Annotated in this window: 12 protein-coding genes; 6 read left to right on the top strand and 6 right to left on the bottom strand. The window is 41.0% G+C overall.

The annotated features are described in order from the left end of the window. Positions 1-78: 78 nt before the first annotated feature. From F968_RS17040 to F968_RS17025, 4 genes are all read right to left on the bottom strand, one after another. A complete protein-coding gene (locus F968_RS17040; protein WP_004794982.1) occupies positions 79-1,698 on the bottom strand; it encodes an ABC1 kinase family protein in 1,620 nt (539 codons plus the stop codon). Between the two features lie 12 nt (positions 1,699-1,710). Beyond that, positions 1,711-2,379, bottom strand: a complete 669-nt coding sequence (locus tag F968_RS17035) for a ubiquinone biosynthesis accessory factor UbiJ (RefSeq protein ID WP_004794980.1) — start codon at positions 2,377-2,379, stop codon at positions 1,711-1,713. Positions 2,380-2,390: 11 nt separating this feature from the next. Then, positions 2,391-3,338, bottom strand: a complete 948-nt coding sequence (gene ubiE / locus F968_RS17030) for a bifunctional demethylmenaquinone methyltransferase/2-methoxy-6-polyprenyl-1,4-benzoquinol methylase UbiE (RefSeq protein WP_004794979.1) — start codon at positions 3,336-3,338, stop codon at positions 2,391-2,393. A gap of 147 nt (positions 3,339-3,485) precedes the next feature. Beyond that, the gene (locus F968_RS17025; RefSeq protein ID WP_004794977.1) at positions 3,486-4,193 is read right to left on the bottom strand and encodes a DUF8198 family protein; all 708 of its coding nucleotides are present in this window, start codon (positions 4,191-4,193) and stop codon (positions 3,486-3,488) included. Positions 4,194-4,402: 209 nt separating this feature from the next. Between F968_RS17025 and F968_RS17020 the strand changes: the two genes are divergently transcribed. Next, on the top strand, positions 4,403-5,821 hold the full coding sequence (locus tag F968_RS17020) for a polyphosphate:AMP phosphotransferase (protein ID WP_004794976.1): 1,419 nt from the start codon (positions 4,403-4,405) through the stop codon (positions 5,819-5,821). A 22-nt stretch (positions 5,822-5,843) separates the two neighbouring features. Here the strand turns inward: F968_RS17020 and F968_RS17015 are convergent, their stop codons facing one another. Then, entirely contained in the window at positions 5,844-6,350 is a 507-nt protein-coding gene (locus F968_RS17015; protein ID WP_034596465.1) for a hypothetical protein, read from the bottom strand. A 168-nt stretch (positions 6,351-6,518) separates the two neighbouring features. Here F968_RS17015 and F968_RS17010 point away from each other — a divergent pair, with 168 nt between their 5' ends. The 3 genes from F968_RS17010 to recD all read left to right on the top strand — a co-directional run bounded on the left by F968_RS17010 (position 6,519) and on the right by recD (position 15,716). Further along, positions 6,519-10,154: an exodeoxyribonuclease V subunit gamma gene (locus F968_RS17010; protein ID WP_004794972.1), complete on the top strand. Its 3,636-nt coding sequence runs from the start codon at positions 6,519-6,521 to the stop codon at positions 10,152-10,154. 3 nt (positions 10,155-10,157) lie between these two features. Beyond that, positions 10,158-13,856: a UvrD-helicase domain-containing protein gene (locus F968_RS17005; RefSeq protein WP_004794970.1), complete on the top strand. Its 3,699-nt coding sequence runs from the start codon at positions 10,158-10,160 to the stop codon at positions 13,854-13,856. A 108-nt stretch (positions 13,857-13,964) separates the two neighbouring features. Beyond that, positions 13,965-15,716 carry an exodeoxyribonuclease V subunit alpha gene (gene recD, locus F968_RS17000; RefSeq protein ID WP_004794968.1) on the top strand — a complete coding sequence of 584 codons (1,752 nt, stop codon included), beginning with the start codon at positions 13,965-13,967 and terminating at the stop codon, positions 15,714-15,716. A 700-nt stretch (positions 15,717-16,416) separates the two neighbouring features. Here recD and F968_RS16995 read toward each other — a convergent pair. After that, positions 16,417-17,715: a serine hydrolase domain-containing protein gene (locus tag F968_RS16995; RefSeq protein ID WP_004794967.1), complete on the bottom strand. Its 1,299-nt coding sequence runs from the start codon at positions 17,713-17,715 to the stop codon at positions 16,417-16,419. A 210-nt stretch (positions 17,716-17,925) separates the two neighbouring features. On the opposite strand from F968_RS16995, the gene rpsO reads away from it, so the two are divergent. Beyond that, positions 17,926-18,195: a 30S ribosomal protein S15 gene (rpsO, locus tag F968_RS16990; RefSeq protein WP_002114951.1), complete on the top strand. Its 270-nt coding sequence runs from the start codon at positions 17,926-17,928 to the stop codon at positions 18,193-18,195. Between the two features lie 258 nt (positions 18,196-18,453). Further along, the gene (pnp, locus tag F968_RS16985; protein ID WP_171065176.1) at positions 18,454-20,541 is read left to right on the top strand and encodes a polyribonucleotide nucleotidyltransferase; all 2,088 of its coding nucleotides are present in this window, start codon (positions 18,454-18,456) and stop codon (positions 20,539-20,541) included. The last annotated feature ends 65 nt before the right edge of the window (positions 20,542-20,606 follow it).

Raw genomic sequence — 20,606 nt, 5'->3', positions numbered from 1 at the left:
GAATAGTTGAGCTATAAATTTTTTAAAATTAAAGTTTTTTCATAAAAAAATCCCTTGCACTGGCAAGGGATTTTAAACTTATTTCAAGATGCGCCAAAGTGCTAATAAACTACTTAGCACAATCAGAATAATCGAGACAAACCAAGGGCTAATAATCGCAATAGTCAGTAAAATCAGCATGCTACTACCGAACATCCAACTGCGGCGTTGTTGATGCTCCATTTGTAAACGAAGTTGCTGCATTTCGCGTAACTGACGGTCTTGCCAAGCAGACTGATTTTTTAAACCATTTAAACTATCAACAATTAAGCTTGGGAAATCTTGAGCACCTAAAAGCAAGTCAGGTAATTGCTGTCCTAACTCTTTTATATTTTTGACTGGGTTCATGTTGGCTTTGACCCATTCAGTCAAAATTGGTTTTGCCAATTTCCAGATGTCGAGCTGCGGGTAAAGATCGGTCCCTAGGCCTTCGACATGCACTAAAGTTTTTAGCAACAACATGAGTTGTGGCGGAATCTCTAAATGGAATCGACGGGCAATATCCATTACTTGAATCAAGATGCCAGCAAAATCAAGTTGATCCATTGGTTTAGAAACCATTGGGCCAACGGTGCGGCGCATTTCACGTGATAGCGCATCTTGGTCTGTACCCGGTGGAATCCAACCAGCTTGATGCACAATTTGAATGAGCTGCATAAAGTTGCTATTCATTACAGCAAGCAACATGCGGGCAATAGTCATCTGGTCATGCTTAGATAACTCGCCCATAATTGCACAGTCGAGCGCAATAAAGCGTGGATTGCTTGGGTTAATTGTTTCTACAAAGACATTGCCGGGGTGCATGTCAGCATGGAAAAAGTTATCGCGGAATACTTGCGTAAAGAAAATGGTTAATCCTTTTTCTGCAAGTTGTGCGCGGTCCATGCCTAGACGGTCAAAAGTTGCCGTATCTGAAATAGGAACACCTGTAATGCGCTCTGCCACCATGACATCTTTGGTGTCCATGTAGACTTCAGGCACATACATCATGGTTGAGCCAGTAAAATAATGGCGCATACGACGGGTGTTGTCTGCTTCGATACTTAAGTCCAGCTCATTTAAGATAATCTGGCGGTAATCTTGAATAATTTCAGAGAGATGTAAGGCACGAGCAGCTTCAAGGCGACTTTCTAGTGTGTTACCTAACCATGCCAAAATTTCAAAGTCTTGCAAAATTTGGTTGCGAATGTCGGGGCGAGTTACCTTAACAACGACTTCACGACCATCGTGCAAAGCAGCAGTATGAACTTGTGCAATTGAAGCAGCTGCTAATGGCTGGTCATCAAATCGTGCAAACAAGGTATTTACGTCAGCTTTTAATGATTCTTGAATACGTTGTTTGGCAACATTGCTATCAAAAGGTTTTACCTGGTCTTGAAGTAAGACCAATTGAGCGAGTATTTCAGGTGGAATCAAATCACGTCGAGTTGACAGTAATTGTCCAAGCTTAATTGCAAGCGGCCCCATCTCTTCCAAAGCTTCTTTGAGCTTTAAAGGATTTTTACGTTCGCGACTAGACCATGCAGCTGGGTGCATTTTAATAACACTTAATGCACGTTGAGCTTTAACTGGTAATTCATCCGCAGGGAACAACGTATCGAGTCTATAGTGCGCTGCAATACGCCAAAGTTCGAGTAAACGTGAAACGTGCGGAATCATATACGGTCTTACCTAGTCTTGAGAGGGTTGTAGTTGTATGTTGAGTTGCTGCAATCTTGCTTCTAGACGGTCAATGTCTTGATTAAGCTTGCGAGTTGCTTGGGTTAAATCATCCATTTCCCAACGAGGGGCAAATAGACCGCTGTCTTCTTTTAATGCGTCTTCTGCAAAAAATAGATGACTTTGAAGAGAGCGTTTTAAATGTTTTGGTGCAAGTTGAATTTTACCAATTTCGTGGGCGAGTTGAGGGCCTACCCATCTTGATAAGTGCGAAGCTAAATCTGGTTCAGCTTGCTGCATAATCTTTTGAATATCCTGTAGCAGATGGTAGTCACCTTGCAATGGAATATTGCCAATCTGATCTGGATCGCTGACCAATAATTTAATCAGTTCGACGACATCTTTAACATGCAAAGTTGCTGTTGCTTCAGAAATTTTGAATTGCGCATCAAAAGGGCGTTGTTCAAAAATAGAAGGCTTTTCGCTATGTCCTGTTGCAGTAGGTTCAAGACGTACTTTTTCTTGGTCAAAGAATACATCGACAGAAAGCTGCGGGCTATCAATCACAACACGCAGCATTTTGCCCTGTAACTGATTAAGCTGAATGCGTGTAACCGCATCCAGATCGATCAGATGATGAATGATACGTTCGACTGCACCGAGTGCCAGAATCGACCACATATCTTTATCCCTTACAGTTTGAAGCCACGGTGAACGGCAACGATACCAGCAGTAAGGTTATGATAGTCACAGTTCTGAAAACCAGCATTTTCCATCATACCTTTTAAGGTGCGTTGGTCCGGATGCATACGAATTGATTCAGCCAAATATTTATAACTTTCTGAGTCATTCGCAACCAATTTACCCATAATCGGTAAAGCAGTGAATGAATAGAGGTCATAAAGTTTTGAGAATGGCTCAAATACAGGCTTAGAAAACTCAAGAATAAGTAAACGACCACCTGGCTTCAATACACGGAACATAGATGCAAGCGCTGCATCTTTATCTGTTACGTTGCGTAAACCAAAGCTAATGGTGAGTAAGTCAAAGCTGTTATCTGCAAAAGGTTCTAAAGTTTCTGCATTGGCAAGTACGAAATCAACATTGGTACAGCCTGCGTCAATTAGGCGGTCGCGACCGACATTCAGCATAGATTCGTTAATGTCTGAAAGAACGACATGACCTTGAGGACCAACTTCACGGCTGAATACTTTCGCTAAATCGCCTGTACCACCAGCAATATCTAACACGTGTTGACCACGGCGTACGCCAGACATGTTAATTGCGAAGCGTTTCCATAGGCGGTGAATACCAAATGACATTAAGTCATTCATCAAGTCATATTTGCTTGCAACCGAGTGGAATACTTCTGCAACTTTTTGAGCTTTATCTTCAGTTCTAACAGTTGAATAACCGAAGTGGGTGGTTTCACCAACATTGCCAGTATTGCCAGCACCACGTGGTAAATTATATTTTGGTACAGAACCGCTGACAGGTGTATCTGTTAGCGTTTGCTGTAAAGTTTGTTGTTGCCCTTGAGGGATACCTTGCGGTAAAGGTGAGCTTAGGAATGGGCTAACTTTGTCTGAACTTTGTGCCTGCTCAGTTGGAGATGTTGGCTTTTGGTTTTCGTTAGACATATTGTCTCTCCTAGACTCAAACTCAAGTGAAACGGAATAAGTTCTGCATGATGACAGATTTTGTCTATTTTTACAGGCATCATCATGCAAATATAATGAATAAAATCTCAACTTCGTAAGGTTGATTTTTTCTCTGTGCCGACCTTATCACACTCTAAACGGATTCGGATGCCCTGAATGTACATTTTCAATAATTTGGCGTTCTTTTTCAGTAAAAGTCTTGATAAAGTTCTCGGCTGATTTTAACGGTTTCATCGCACTAAAACCATCTTGAATGAAATCATACATCAATTCGAAGTGATATTTTTGGGCAATGCCTTTACACATTTTAAAAGCTGTAAACATCATAAATGAGCGCATGTATTTATCGAGAGCTGCGCCTAAATCATCAAGAAGAGCAAGCTGTTGATAACGCGCTTCTGCCTGATCAAGCTTGATTAAGGTTAAACGCATAATCTCATCAGTGAGTACTGTATCTGCTGGATAGTCCTCAAGAAGCTGCATAGCTACTTGTTCATCAAGTTGAGTTGCAAGCACAGCTAAACTTACCGATTTAGTGCCAGTTTTAATTGCATTTTCAGGCAATACTTTTTCGGCTTTATGGGCATATTTCAATAAGCGTTCAATTTGAGCCGCTAGAGCATCAAACTCTGGACCACCATATAAGCGATTTAAAAAATACTCTGACATGAGTTTATGTTCAGGCAGATTAAAAAAGTCGTGATGCGTATCTTTCATCCGCTCTTTTAGCCATGTTTGTACATCTTGCAAACGTTGGGCAAGCATTGGATTATCGTGATAATTAAATGTTTTATATTGTTGTAAAAGTTCATCAAAAGCAGCGAGTTTAGACATTTAAGGCTCTAATATTGGGCTATTTGTAAAAAATCATAAGAGGCATTGTAACCTTGTACTATGGCGAGTAGATGTAAAAAAAATGATTCATGCGTCAATTCTTAGACAGATTTTTGTCGCAATGACATAATTTGTATAGCAATTCATCATTTAACCGCATAAGTTAAAGATCATCGAAATTAAACAATAAAATATTAGAGCCGTGGACTATGAGTGAACAACAACCAAAATTTGAAATTCGAGATGAAGAACTGCTTTCAGTTGACTTGATTGAAGCACAATATGCGTTAAAAGAAAGTCGGGGAAAACCCAATGCGAAAAGCACGCTGATTTTAATGAGTGGTATTGAGCTGGCAGGTAAAGGGGAGGCAGTTAAGCAGCTCCGTGAATGGTTAGACCCTAGATATTTACGAGTCAAAGCAGACGCACCACGTGTGCTGACAGATACAGAAGCATTTTGGCAATCTTACTCGGAGTTTATTCCTACCGAAGGTCAAATTGTGGTGATGTTTGGTAATTGGTATAGCGATTTGCTCGTTACAGCAACACATGTGTCTGAACCTTTAGATGAAGCACGCTTTGATGCTTATGTTGAAAATATGCGGGCATTTGAGCAAGATCTAAAAAATAACTATGTCGATGTCGTTAAAGTCTGGTTCGATCTTTCATGGAAATCACTACAAAAACGTTTAGACAAAATTGACCCGTCAGAGCAACACTGGCATAAACTCCATGGTCTAGACTGGCGTAATAAAAAACAATACGACACTTTGCAAAAGTTACGCCGTCGTTTTACCGATGATTGGTACATTATTGATGGGGAAGATGAAAAACAGCGTGATCAGTTTTTTGCTCAATACCTTTTACAACACATGCGCCAACTTCCAGACCATGAAACCGAAGTTAAAGGAAAATGGCAGCAGGCCAAAATTCCAGAAAGTTTATTAAAACCTTCTAATGAACCACTTGAAAAAGCTGACTATAAAAAAGAGCTCGATAAATTAAGCAAAAAAATTGCTGATGCCATGCGTTTCGATAAACGCAATGTCGTCATTGCTTTTGAGGGAATGGATGCTGCTGGTAAAGGGGGTGCAATTAAGCGAATTGTTAAAAACCTAGACCCGCGTGAATATGATATTCACTGTATTGGAGCACCTGAGCGCTTTGAAGCACGACATCCTTACTTATGGCGCTTTTGGAACCGCATTAATGAAGCCGAGAAAATCACGATCTTTGACCGGACATGGTATGGACGTGTACTCGTTGAACGTGTTGAAGGATTTGCTTCACCTTTAGAATGGCAGCGTGCCTATGACGAAATTAACCGATTTGAAAAAGATTTATTTGATAGCCAAACTATTGTGGTAAAAATTTGGCTTGCGATTAGCAAAGATGAGCAAGAGCAGCGCTTTAAGGCTAGAGAAGAAACACCGCATAAACGTTTTAAAATTACCGCAGAAGATTGGCGTAATCGTGATAAGTGGGACGATTATTTAAAAGCGGCAGCAGATATGTTTGAGCGAACCAGTACTGACTACGCACCTTGGTATATTATTGCAACTGATGATAAATATACAGCACGTCTAGAAGTATTAAAGGCGGTGTTAAAACAGCTGAGAGCAGATTAAGCTCTCAGCCATAAGGCATAGATTAATTTACAATGGTGGTGCGGCTTTTTTGCTGAATACGTTTTGCAAGATTGTAACTGTCAGTAAGATGTGTTTCTGCTATTTTTTTCATCATGAAATAGCCTAAACTAGCTGCTACAATTTGTCCGCCTAGCGGTATAAATTTAGTGACTTGTTTCGTTACGATTTTGCCAAAAAAGCCATTAAATGTTTTTTTAACGGTAGTGCGTGCCACTACAAAGCCTGAAAATTCAAAACCGCGTTTACGTAGCTCATCCCAGTGAATTGTTTTAGTTTTTGGGTCATAGACACTTACGTGTTCAGGTGCTAAACCAAAACGGGAATTGATATCTGGAATGAGGTGCGACAAAATTCCTAAATCTACCACCACGTCAAAAAATGGAATCGGTACAATTGCCGCCCCAGCTGACATGTAAGCTCTTTTTTTGATGAGGTCATGACACTCATCGCGAATTTGTTCCAGATTTAGGCTAGGATCAATATAGTCAGGAATATTATCAATTTTCATCATGTTTACCTGTATCAGTTTCTTGATGCTTCTTCAAAACCAAGTGTAAGTGACACTTAAAGTTAGATTATGCTGTGTTTAAACCAACGTGACATAGTCAGATTCAGTTGTATAGTAATGAATGTTTATGATTTTGTGCATAAATTATGCAAGCAGGAAATGAAATAAATGGGGATCCACGTTATTCAAAGTCAACGTATTGATGTGTTGCTGCAAGGTGTATTGGCGTCTACATCTCAAGCTTCAACGCATCCATTACAGGTTTTGAAAACCCAGCATTTTATTGTTCCAAGTCCTGCGGTCGAGCAGTGGCTGATACAAAAACTTGCAGAACAACAAGGCATGAGTGCCAATTACCAGTTTCACCAACGGGTACGCGGCTTCCAATGGTATGCCTACCAGCAAGTCTTAACTGCACATAAAGAACAGGTTCGTAAAGCCAACATCCCCCGTTTGATTTTTAAATGGCGGGTGCATCAGGCTTTACACGAATTTATTCAACCTGACACGATGAGCATAGACACATCGCATCCTTTACATTCTATTGTTCAGCGTATTTATGACAGTGCAGATCGACTCGAACAAGGCATAGATAAGCAATTAAAAAAACAAAAAATGCTGTATTGGGTCGCTGAGCAGGTTGCTGATCTATTTAGCAACTATATGATTTATCGTGGACAGTGCCAGCGTGGTTGTGAAAATAGTTGTACCTGTCCAGAAAACTGGTTGTCTGCTTGGGGGCAGGGGCGAGCACTCGATATTGAAAAATATATAGTACAAAAAGATGAAGAAGTGACTGCTTTTGCATTGCACCAAACTGAGGAACTAGAACGCTGGCAGCGTTGGTTGTGGCAGCAACATTTTCATGATGATTTTGTGCAGATGCAGCAAATTGATGCTTTGTTCTGGCAAGAGCTAGATCATCCAGACCGCAGTAAGCGTGCTATTTCAAGATTACCTAATCAGGTGGTGATCTTTACGTTATTAGATTTGCCGCCAAGCCAGTTACAGTTTTTGCGCCGTTTAGGGCAATACGTTGATGTGTTGATTTTGCACTATAACCCTTCACAAGAATATTGGGCTGATAGTGTCGATCCACTGTGGAAACAACGTTATGATCTAGGCGTAAAAGAGCGTTTTATTGCAAAAAATCCAAAGGCTACAGATGCTGAAATTAATGATTTCTTTAATAAATTTACACTCAACTTTAATGCTGAAGCGCGTGAGTCCAGACATCCGCTTTTAACCAGATTGGGTAAACAAGCACGCGACCACTTTTCACTATTATCGAATTTGTCTACGGGCGAAGAAGGTAAGTGGGTTGATGCTTTTGTGGATGATTTCCCAGAAAGTTTACTCGGTAAAGTTCAGTCAGATATTTTGCATTTAGTGGAGCCGCAAGCTAAGCAATATGAGCTTGCTTCCGATGATGACTCTATTCAGATTCATGTTTGTCATTCGACTTTACGTCAACTTGAAGTATTAAAAGAGCAATTGATTGGTTGGCTGGCTAAACCACATGAGCAACCGCGCCGTCCAAACGATATTTTAGTTTTAGTTCCTAATTTGGCTGATATTGAGCCTCTAATTCGAAGTGTATTTCCCGCTACTGCTACTGAACAGGGAGTGCATTTGCCCGTGAAAATCGCAGGTGTTGCATCACTCGATGCACTTAATGCATGGCGTGCTGTGATTGGGCGTATTCAACTGATGCAGGGGCGTTTTAGCTTTGATGATTTTGCTGACTGGTTAAGCTTACATGCGACCCAGCAGCGTTACGAACTTGAGTATGTTCAGGTTGAGCGAATTTTAAATTTACTTGCCGATGCAGGCTTTAAACGAGGGCTTGATGCAGAGCATCTCAAGCGCAGTTTGTGTGAAGGGGACGACGATTACCGATATAGCTTTAAATTTGCCTTAGAGCGATTGGCCCTTGGCATTGCTGTGCCTGTACATGCGACGTTTAATCAGGTCTTGAGTTATGCCAAAGTTCAACCGGGTGATTTTGAGCTGATTGGTACACTCATTCAAATTTATCAAGATTTGAATGAGCGTCGTGATTGGCTGACTTTACATGAACAGGGGAAAGTCTACACGGTTGAATATTGGCTTCAGGTATTGGGCAAAGATATTGTTGAGTTTGAACAGGGTGGTGTTGCTGCTCTAAAAGCCGTTCGAGAAATTGTTAAGAAACAAGAGCGAATGTTGACGCTCGCAAGCTATTACGCCGAGACAGAAACAGGAACTTTGCGCAAAATTACGTTGCCTCTGCCTTATATTATTGAAGAAATTCAGCGAACTTTAGAAAGCCAAAGTGCGCAAGCTGAACCGACAGGGCAGATTACCTTTGCCCAAATTGGACATATTCGACCGTTACCTTACCGCCTAATGGTCATGCTAAATCTTGATGCAGGCCAATTTCCAAACCGAGATACCCACGTTCCATTTGATTTAATGGATGCACTGCGTCAACAGTTGGGTGATCGCTCTCGTCTTGAAGATGATCAAGGTGCTTTTTTAGATGCTTTATTATTAGCACAAGACAATTTATGGCTGTTTTATAACGGTTTTGATGTGAATGATGGTGAGGTGCGAGAACCTTCCAGTATTCTTCAAGAGTTCCGTGAACATCTTGCCTTGATTGTGAAAGCTGAAGATGGTGTACCTGAGAACGTAGTTGTGGAAGGGATTGAGATTCCATCACAGTTAATACAACTCTATCACTTACATGACTTACAGCCCTTCGACCCGAAAGGTTTTACTGTAGAAAAAAGTGTGATCCGTTATCAAGATCACTGGTTTAAGGTCGCTTCACAAATTCAGCAAGTCTCAGGAAACCGTCAACCTTGGGCGAATACGACCTATCCGCTACAGGCCCCTGATATGCTGGTTTTAGATAGCCAGCAGTGGATACAGGATGTGACGTTCCCTGCACGGTTATATTTGAAAACTTTAGGGGTAGAAAACTTAGGAAGTGTCGGAGTGCTCGACCAAAATGAACCTTTATTATTAGATGGTTTAGGGCGCTATGCGATCCGACATTTTTTACAGCAATCCGAACAGCAAGCACAACCTGAAGTATTAATTGATCAGTTACCTGTAGGTAAAGTCAAATATAGCGCATGGCAACAAGGTGTGTTTGAGCAAGAATGTTTGCTTGAACGCCTACATCATTATGCACCCGCAGTGACACAAATAACTCAGCGTATTTGGCGAATTGCTAAACAGCTTCATATGAATATTACGGTTCCAAAGTCTGAAACTCAGGATTGGGTGAGTATGGAACCTTCAAGTGCCCGCGCAAAAAGACGCGCGAAAGTCTGGTTGGAACACCTACTTTGGTTAGCTTATTTGAATGAGGGAAGTGCAGGAGCTGAAAAACGCCGTATTGTGGTTTTTAGCGATCAAACTGTGATTTGTAGTGGGGTTAGTTCTGAGCAAGCTCGGCAATATTTACAGCCATGGTTTAAAATCTGGCGTCATGCACAGCAACAACCCTTGGTTCTACCAGCAGCCTTATTATTAAAACCATTAGAAAAAGCCAAAGCATATCAGTGGGAAACAACAAATCAGGCCGAAAAAGCAAAACTGGATGAGAAGAGCTATGCTGAGCTGTTAAAATACTGGAATGAAACAGGGTCATTTACCACAATGGATATGACTCAAAATGAAGCTTGCAAGTTGCATCGAGACTGGAGCTTTATTTTACAAGAACAAGATGCGCAAGCTTTGCTTCAACATGCTTGTGATGAGTTTGCGTATGATCTGTATCATCCAGTTTTTCAATTTCAACATTCGGAGTAAGACATGAACTCAAGAGTACAGGTGTCTTATCAACCTATTATTGATATTGAATTTAGTGGCTTGCACTTAATTGAAGCTTCGGCAGGTACAGGAAAAACCTATACCTTATCAAGTTTGATGGTCCGTATCTTTCTTGAAAAGTATTTGCCTCGACAAGTCATTGCGACCACGTTTACCCGTGCTGCCGCTGCTGAGTTAAAAAGTCGTATTCGCGCCCGTTTGGTCGAAACGTATCGTTACTTAGAGACCAAACGCAGTTTTACAGAACATGAATTAATGACGCAGGCTGAGCAAGAGTCTGACTTATTACTTCAACATATTTTAAAAAGCTTTGCGACGCGTATTGCCTATGCGTGTGAACGTTTAAAATTGGTCATCGATCAGTTAGACGAGTTATTTGTCGGGACACTCGATAGCTTTAGCCAAAAACTATTACGTGAGTTTGCCTTTGAGAGTGGCAAAATTGAACGCGCTCAAATTACCGATGATGCCAAAACCTATAGCCGACAACTGATTCATGATGTTTTGCGTGAATGGATACAGTCCCAACCTCAGACCGTGATTGATGCGTTGTATCTGGCAGGTGAACTCAAGAGTGTCGATAGTTTTGTCAAACTTGTTGAAGACTCACTGAATTTTAGTTCGGCTCACTTTAAACTTCCTGAAAAACCAACCATTCAATTTGAACAACTTGCTCAGCTCAAACAGTTGGCAACAGAAATTGACTTAAGCCTCTTAGAGAACTATTACCAGCTTGATGGCGAGCACTATAAACATGTGAGCGGGACCGTATTTCGGAATGGGGCGTTTAACAAATTATTTAGTGAATGTTTGCCGCAGCTGTTGCAAGTTCTAATGCAAAGCGACAGCATTTTGGTTTTTGATGGGTCTTTGACTGCACAACGTGAGCTTGTTTTTAAGTTTTTAGGTCAACTTGCCGATCAGAAAGTTTTTAAGAAATGTCCTGCTGAAATTTCAGATGGTTTCTATCAGCATCCTTGTATTCAACAGATTCAACAACTATTTGGCGTACTGAAAAACTACGCTGAGCAGTTCGACCAGCTTCATATTTTTTTAAAAGCTTATTTGTGTGTAGAGGTGAAAAAACGTTTACCTCAGGTTCTGCAAAATAAAGGTGAAACTACTTTTTCTCAGCAAATTCGTACACTTTCTGAAGCTTTAAAAGGTGAGCAGGGGCAGCGTTTTGCTGTATTTGTTCAGGCACGTTATCCCTTAATTTTGGTCGATGAATTTCAAGACACCAACCAAGATCAAGACGACATGTTGGCGAGCATTTGGCGTCATCCAGAGCGCTACCAGAAAGGTTGCATGATTATGGTGGGTGACCGGAAACAGGCGATTTACGGTTTCCGCGGTGGGGATATGCTCACCTTCTTAAATGCCTATAAGGATATTCAAACTAAACATGGCCGCGAATATAAGTTAATTCATAACCACCGCTCCGTTGCAGATCTGGTTGAAGTGGTCGATGTCTTATTTCAACGACAAATTGATTTCGGCGAAGAGGTTCAATATGATCCAATTCGAGCAGGAACTCGGCCTCATCCTGTGCTGATTGAGCAGAACAATCATAATCCTCATCCTTTACGCTGGCTCATGCTCAAAGATAAAGAAACAGAGGCGCAGCAAGTTGCTTGGAAGATTCGAGATCTACTCAACCAGTCACATGCTGGACAACTATATTTTCAAAAAGATGCTCAGACTCAAACTCTAAACGAAGATGATATTGCGGTATTGTCCCGTAACCATGATGGCCTCGATAAAGTTCAATTTGAGCTAGAACGTTTAGGAATTCGGGTTAACAGGCCATCAAAACGAAGTGTTTTCGATTGCACGATTGCTCAAGACGTTGGTGCTTTGTTGACTGCCATACTTCATCCTTACGATGAAGCAAAAGTGAAGCGAGCTTTAATTAGCCGCCTATTTGCCATGGATTTAAAACAACTATTGCAGCTTGAGCAGACAGCCGAAGGGTTAAGCCAGTTTATGACTGGTTTTGACGTCATTCGTGAGTTGTGGTCCGCTCAAGGCTTTTTAGTGGCATGGCAACAATGTCTCATCCAGTTTGATATATGGCAAAATTTGGTCGCTGCCCAAAGTAAAGATAATGAACGGGTTGTGGTGAACTTGCGTCATTTGACTGAAATTTTGAGTCAGCACAGTGAGAAATACTCAGGCGCGCAAAACCTCTATCACTGGTATATCAAACAGTTGGGTTCTCCTCTCGATCGTGATTGGGAGTTAGAACGTAAATTGTCGAGTGAAGCTGGTGTTCGGCTCATGACAATTCACCAGTCAAAAGGACTGGAATTTAAGATTGTTTTCTTATTAGGTGCAGACAAGCCCTTTCGAGAAAATAACAAAACTCTCAATTTTTCGACCCAAGATGTAGTCCAACCAGACTCAAGTCAGACCTTGACTCAACGTGTAGTTGCGATTGCTGATAAGACTTATTTGAATGAAGTTGAACTTAAGCAACACGAAGAACGAGCGCTTGCTGAACAGAATCGTCTTTGGTATGTCGCTTTAACGCGAGCAAGCCACCGCGTCTACGCGCTTTTACAAGATATTGACGGTAAATCAGTATCAGGCCTCGCGTTTTGGAAAAATAGGACTGAGCCTTTTCAACACCGTTGCTGTACGGATGAAATGGTTTTGGAGCAGATTCCACAGGTAATTCATTTAGCCAAACAAACAAGTATTATTGAAATACAAGCACAACGGTTTCCTGAACAACGTTTTTATTCGAGAGGTAAAACCAGTTTCAGTTATTTGGCACAGCATTTAAAACATAAGGCTGGCACAGATTTATTGGCCAGTCAGAGTAATGATGCTGTATTAGCAGAAGATGAGCTGGATTTAATCAACACTGCTGAGGCAATCAGTGCTCAGCCGATTGACTGGATCAAGAGTAACTTTCCGCGAGGAACGCTTGCCGGTAATTTCTTGCATGAAATCTTTGAGCATATCGATTTTCAGTGTTCAGACGACTGGGTAAGTGAAATACGTCGTCGTTTTAAAAATGACTATAGTAGTCTTTGGCAAGATTTACTTAATAAATATAACGAGAGCTTCCCAGAGCAAGAAGATGCCGAGAATCTGCTTTACCAATCCATTGCAGAGTGGCTGAAAGATATTTTGCGAACGCCACTTTATCAAGGTTTCCGACTAAATCAGCTTCAACAAGAGCAGTATTTGTCAGAGTTTCCTTTTTATTTGGCGTTGTCAGATCGAGTTTTAGCGATGACACGTATTCAGCAGCTTTTCGCTGAGTATGGTTTAAATATGCCCGAATTACTTGAAGCACGTTCAGCACGTTATCTCAACGGTTCTATCGATTTAGTTTATTTTGATGGGCAGCGTTACCACATTGCCGATTATAAAAGTAATTACTTAGGTGATGATCTTGTGGATTATCGTAGCGATAGCATTGCCCAAAGCATGTCTTTAGCAAGTTATTGGCTACAAGCAGGTCTATATCTCGTTGCATTACATCGCTATTTGCAAGTCAAAATGCAGGATTACCAAATTGAGCAACATTTAGGTGGGGCAACTTATCTTTATTTACGTGGCATGAATGGTGAAGTTGAGCAGGGCTATTATTACTGGCAGCCTAGCATTGAGTTTATTCTGCGTCTTGATGCTATTTTAGGGTATTTTGCTGAGGATAAAATTGCATGAAAAATGCTGATAAAGTATGTAATTTTAATATTAACAAATATTTGGCATGTGGATAAGCCTGTCTATAACCATGTGGACAAGCGTGTGGAAAACTAGGTGGATAAGTGTGTGGACAATCTAAATAGCTCTGAACAGGCCGATTTAAGCTGGTTAACAACGTGGAGTAACTTCTTAAATCAGGCTCCATTTACTGAGCAATCGCAAGTGTCAGAAGCCACTTCTTACTTGCAGCAGCTTATTGAAGCGAGCTTACAAGGCGATAGCTGTATCGATGTCAGTTCTGAGCAAATTGCAGCACTTGGTCAGCTTGCTATATCTGCCGATCAAGCAACCTCAAATGTTGCCCCATGCGTCTATGATGAGCAGGGGTTGGCATTATACCGATATTGGCACCTAGAGCAACGACTTGCAGAACAAATTTGTCGATTAAAGCAACAATTAATTCAACCTGTATCTTGTGATGACCACTTAGACCTACTCACAGACCCGCATCAACAGGCAGCTTTACAAATGGTTGCTCGGCAGAGCCTGAGTATTATTACGGGTGGGCCAGGTACGGGTAAGACCTATACGCTTGCACGTATTATTGCTGTGCTTAGCCAAGCGATTCCACATATTCGTGTAGCGATGGCTGCTCCAACAGGTAAAGCCGCACAGCGCATGCAAGAGGCCTTACAGAACTCGTTTAACGATCCTAAACTGCTTGAGTCTGGATTAGTGAGCGAAGAACTAAGGAATCAGGGAACACAAACGATTCACCGTTTGTTGGGAATGGGACATAGCCAAACACCACGGTTTAATCAAAAACAACCGCTTCCTTATGACGTGATTGTCGTGGATGAGGCTTCTATGCTGGATTTAAATCTAGCTACTCTTCTATTTGAAGCAGTGCCAGAGTCTTGTCGAATTATTTTATTAGGTGATGCAAATCAGCTCGCTTCCGTCGACGTCGGAGCTGTTCTTGCTGACTTGCAACAAATACAGGCACTCGCCGACAACAGGGTACAATTACAAACCAGTCGCCGTTTTGCTGAAGGGGCGTTGATTGGGCAGGTGGCACGTTTTATTCAAATGCAAACCAGTCAGATCAATCATGAGCAGGTTTTGCAACAGTTTGAAAGTGACATTGTTCAGGTTTCAGAATTACGTTCAATTCCTTTAGAAGTTGATATGCCCGATGTGGTTCAGCTTGAGTATTTGCCAGAAGGGATTCACGTAGAAGTCGAAATTTATTATCAGAAGCTCATGCTCGGTTTCCAAGGATATGTAAAAAGCCTGAAAAATTATTTAAAAGAAGAACGCTCGATTGAACAGATCCAAAACGTAGTAAAAGCATTTGATGACTATCGCATTTTAACTGCTGTTCGTCATGGTCCATTTGGATTACAGCAGTTAAATCAATATGCGCAGCGTTGGATACAGCAACAACTTTCAATAGTGACAGCCGGGGGATGGTATGTTGGTCGTCCGGTAATGATGACTTATAACGACTATCAGCTCGGTATTTCAAATGGTGACATTGGTCTGTGTTTTGAACACAGAACTCAACCTCAGCAGTTTGAAGTATATTTTCCAAGTTTGAATAAATGGGTGGCTGCAAATCGATTACCTAAAAGTATTCAAAGTGCTTTCGCTTTAACAATTCATAAATCGCAAGGGTCTGAATTTACACACACTGCTGTCGTTTTAGATCAAGCCGCAAAGAATTTATTAAGCCAAGAGCTTATTTACACTGCGATTACACGCGCTAAAAAAGTAGTAAGTCTTTTGGTTCATCCCGAAGCTTTACTACAGTCCTTTACAGTTCGTACGACACGAAAAAGTGGTTTAGTTCAGAAAGTTAATCGATTAGTTCGTTAAGCCAAACTTAATATTTTTATCCTTGTAAGAAAAAGCTTACATAGATTCGAGATATTTGCTGCTAGAGTACACCCCACGTTTTTGAGATTATAAACGCACAACGAGCTTGGCAAGGAATGTCGGGCAAAATCGCACAATAATAATAGCTTAAGTCGAGAGACTGCGAACTTACAATGACGTAGGTGTATAAAGAGGAAACTTACAGCCGCTAAGCCTTGTAGTTTTGGGAGAGACTACAGGGCTTTTTTATATTCTCAATTTTATTTACTTCTAAAAATTATCAGAAAAGTTCGGATTTAAGCCAATATTGAATGTAATTTCTTTTAAAAATTTATATCAATAATATCAATATATTTATCTGTAATATGATTTTTAAACAGCCATTTTTCCTGTGAATTGTTAAGTTAAATGTTATACAGAACTGTACGATAATGGGGCAAAAACCGTTATTTATTAAATATTAGACAGACCTGTACGTTTTTGCTTACATGATGATAAGAAAAATACTACTTTTCTTCATAATTGGATGTGTCACAATACATCACATAAGGAAATAGAAACAAAACAACGGAAGTCAGTTAAAACAACAAGAAGGATGTGACTAGCATCTCACCAACGATAATAAAAATAGAAATAACACGATAAACAAAAACTACAGCGCAAAAAACCCAAGCAGAAATGCTTGGGTTTTTTATTTGATTTACACTAAGTTCGTTTCATGAGCATCGCTGCCAAACAAAGATCGGCGCTGATCTCTAGGAATGCGGGGGCATTGTGTTGAAATCTGATAAAGCACGTTGGCTAAAGCTGGAAGGTGAGTTCCCACGACCGATTTGCCCGTTGTTAATAGAGAAACACTAATATCTCTTTCAGGGTCGGCCCAACATAAAATGTTGGAGAATCCTAAATGACCAAAAGCTTGCCCCGTCATTGGACCAAAAAGGCCTATAGGATTACTACCTAACATTGGACCTAAGGCATAGCGCATTGGAATGAGTAAAGTACGGTCAATATTAACGCCTGTGGTCGGCAGTGTTGCCCTGAAAATCGTTTTCTCACTGAAGATTTGCTGACCGCCATAGCTTCCACCACTTAAAAGCATTTCAAAGAAACGTCCAGCTTGTTCTGCACTGGTATAAATGTTGCCGGCTGGGCAAATTGTGTCCATGAAACGACTATCGTTAGTCACATCAACTGCAAGTTGTAACCCTCCACCTAATACATGGTTCAGGTAATGATCTGTACCAAGCCGAGGGTGTAGACCCGTTGCACAGTTTAAGGCTACCTCTGAGCGGTATTCTGGTTTTAAGCCATAATTGAAATAAGGCATTCCCATTGGCTTTTCGATAGTTTGATGCACAAACTCACGTAAATCTTGCCCAGTCACCCGCTCAATGACTTCTCCTAAAATATAACCCGCCGTAACCGCATGATAAGCAAGATGGTTACCAGCCGGAGATACAGGCTTGGCAGCATATAAACGTTTTAAAATTTCGTCTTTATCAAATAGAAGTTCGGGCGTGACATCGCCATCAATATAGGGGATGCCGCCACGATGTGCTAATAAATGAAAGAGTGTTGCACGGCGCTTACCATTTACGCCGTATTCCGGAATATAGTAGCTCACAGGATCAAGTAAATTGATTTCGCCCTTTTCATCTAGTAGATGAATCAGCATGGCCGTGATCATCTTCGATGCTGAAAACAGACAAACGGGTGTATCTGGAGTCGCAATCAGAGCATTCTGTTGTAATCCTGCCGGAGAGTTCCCTTGAGCATATCCAATGCTTCTGTTCAGCAAAATTTTACCTTGTCTACGTAAGCAGAAGGTAATGAGTGGATAATTTCCGGTTTTATATAGTGCTTCTATACTGTTCCAGATTTTTTGAACCTGGCGCTCAGTCATTCCACCCTGTTCAGCAGCAACTTCATCTTGACGACGAATAACTTGCTCAATATTGTCCGGTACTGGACAAGTGTTGGTTGAAAAAATTTTCACACGTCCCTCGCGCTTCTTTCTTTTTATTCAAAGCTAGTGTGCAGGGTTAGCATGCTTGTGTCAGTGTCTAAAATGACAAGTTACTGAAAACTATTTTGCAATCCACCTATAGATACCTTAAAATAGGCAACTTGCTGTAGTGATGCACGGCAGTCAGTTGCCTCAACTGATTCATATCGTTTACTTTTTTAAGCATCTCGGAGAAATCGAATGGCTTTAACTAATGCAGACCGCGCAGAGATCATTGCTAAATTTGCTCGCGCTGAAAATGACACTGGTTCACCAGAAGTACAAGTAGCTTTATTGACTGCTCAAATCAATGATTTACAAGGTCACTTTAAAGCTCACAAACACGACCATCACAGCCGTCGTGGTTTGATCCGTATGGTTAACCAACGTCGTAAATTGCTCGACTACTTAAATGGTAAAGACCACGGTCGTTACACTGCTTTGATCGGTGCTTTAGGTTTACGTCGTTAATTCGATTTTCACTTTGTTTTCGCTATTTCGCATGTCGCAATGCTTTATCGCTGAAAAGAGAGTTTCACTTAATTTTAGGTTAAGTGATGTTTAGAAGGGGCGCTTGTGCGCTCCTTCTTTGCGTTTAATATTATTTAAAATTTTTGGCCTAGTGTGATGGCTTCTAAGCTTTGTCATTTATCTACCAACAGTTGTAGTCTGAATGCCAAACCTTAGGGGTCTCACTAGAATAAAATTAGGAAAATACAATACATGTCAATGTTTAATATCGTTCGTAAAGAATTCCAATTCGGTCAACATCAAGTCGTTTTAGAAACGGGTCGCGTTGCACGTCAAGCAAACACAGTTTTAATTACAATGGGTGGCGTAACTGTTTTAGTTGCAGTTGTTGCTCAACCTAAAGCAAAAGCGGGTCAAGACTTCTTCCCGTTAACAGTTAACTATCAAGAAAAACAATATGCAGCTGGTCGTATCCCTGGTGGTTACGGTAAGCGTGAAGGCCGTGCTTCTGAAGCTGAAACTTTAATTTCACGTCTTATTGACCGTCCAATTCGTCCATTGTTCCCAGAAGGTTACTTCAACGAAATCCAAGTAACAGCAACAGTTGTTTCTTCTGACAAAACTATGGATGCTGATATTGCAGCAATGCTTGGTACATCAGCAGCATTATCTATTGCTGGTACTCCTTTCCGTGGTCCAATCGGTGGCGCACGTGTTGGTTTAATCAACGGTGAATATGTTCTTAACCCGAACTTTGAACAGTTGAAAGAAAGTGATCTTGACCTTGTTGTTGCTGGTACAGAATCTGCTGTATTAATGGTTGAATCTGAAGCGAAAGAGCTTTCAGAAGACCAAATGCTTGGTGCTGTGCTTTTCGGTCATGACGAAATGCAAATCGCGATTCAAGCAATTAAAGAATTTGCTGCTGCTGCTGGTGCAGTTGAATCAACTTGGGTTGCTCCAAGCAAAAACGAAGCACTTCTTGAGCAATTAAAAGCAGCTTTCGAAGCTAAAATTTCTGAAGCATATACAATTGCGGTTAAACAAGACCGTTATGCAGCACTTGATGCACTTTATGCAGAAGCTGTAGCTCAGTTCGTTCCTGAAAATGACGAAACTGGTATTGCTGACGAAGTAAATGAATTATTTGAAGACCTTAAATACCGTACAGTACGTGACAACATCTTGTCAGGTAAACCACGTATTGATGGCCGTGATACTAAAACTGTTCGTGGTATCGACGTTCAAGTTGGCGTATTAGACCGCGCTCACGGTTCTGCATTATTTACACGTGGTGAAACTCAAGCGTTGGTAACAACAACTTTGGGTAATACTCGTGATGCATTAATGGTTGATACATTGTCAGGTACTAAAACTGACAACTTCATGTTGCACTACAACTTCCCTGCATACTCTGTAGGTGAAACTGGTCGTGAGTCTGGCCCTAAGCGTCGTGAAATCGGTCATGGTCGTTTAGCACGTCGTGGTGTTCAAGCTGTTCTTCCTGCTGCTGACCGCTTCCCGTACGTAATCCGTATCGTATCTGACATTACTGAATCTAACGGTTCATCTTCAATGGCTTCTGTATGTGGTGCATCATTATCACTTATGGATGCAGGTGTTCCACTTAAAGCACCAGTTGCTGGTATCGCAATGGGCTTAGTGAAAGAAGGTGAGCGTTTTGCAGTACTTTCTGACATCTTGGGTGATGAAGATCACTTAGGTGATATGGACTTTAAAGTAGCAGGTTCTGCAAACGGTATTACTGCGCTTCAAATGGACATCAAGATTGAAGGTATCACTGAAGAAATTATGGAAATTGCATTAAACCAAGCATTTGCTGGTCGTATGCACATCCTTAATGAAATGAATAAAGTAATTTCACGTGCTCGTTCTGAAATCAGCGCACATGCACCGACATTTGAAGTGATTAACATCAATCCAGACAAGATCCGTGATGTTATTGGTAAAGGCGGCGCAACGATTCGTGCCATTACTGAAGAAACTAAAGCTGCAATTGATATTGAAGATAACGGTACAGTTCGCGTATTTGGTGAAACTAAAGCTGCTGCTCGTGCTGCGATTGCAAAAATTCAAGCACTTACTGCTGAAGTTGAACCAGGTAAGATCTATGACGGTAAAGTAATCCGTATTGTAGAATTCGGTGCGTTTGTAAACATCATGCCGGGTACTGATGGTCTTCTTCACATTTCGCAAATTTCAAACGAACGTATTGCGAACGTGACTGACGTTCTTAAAGAAGGTCAAGAAGTGAAAGTACAAGTTGCTGATGTTGATAATCGTGGTCGTATTAAATTGACTATGAAAGACATTGAACAAGCATAATTGTTCTAGTGACATGAAAAAGTCCGCTTGATGCGGACTTTTTTTATGGCATGATGCAAGTAATA

It is taken from the genome of Acinetobacter sp. NIPH 817, from assembly GCF_000368405.1.
Lineage (GTDB): Bacteria > Pseudomonadota > Gammaproteobacteria > Pseudomonadales > Moraxellaceae > Acinetobacter.
Note: the sequence above shows the minus strand (reverse complement) of the source record. Positions and strands in the feature narration are given on the sequence as shown.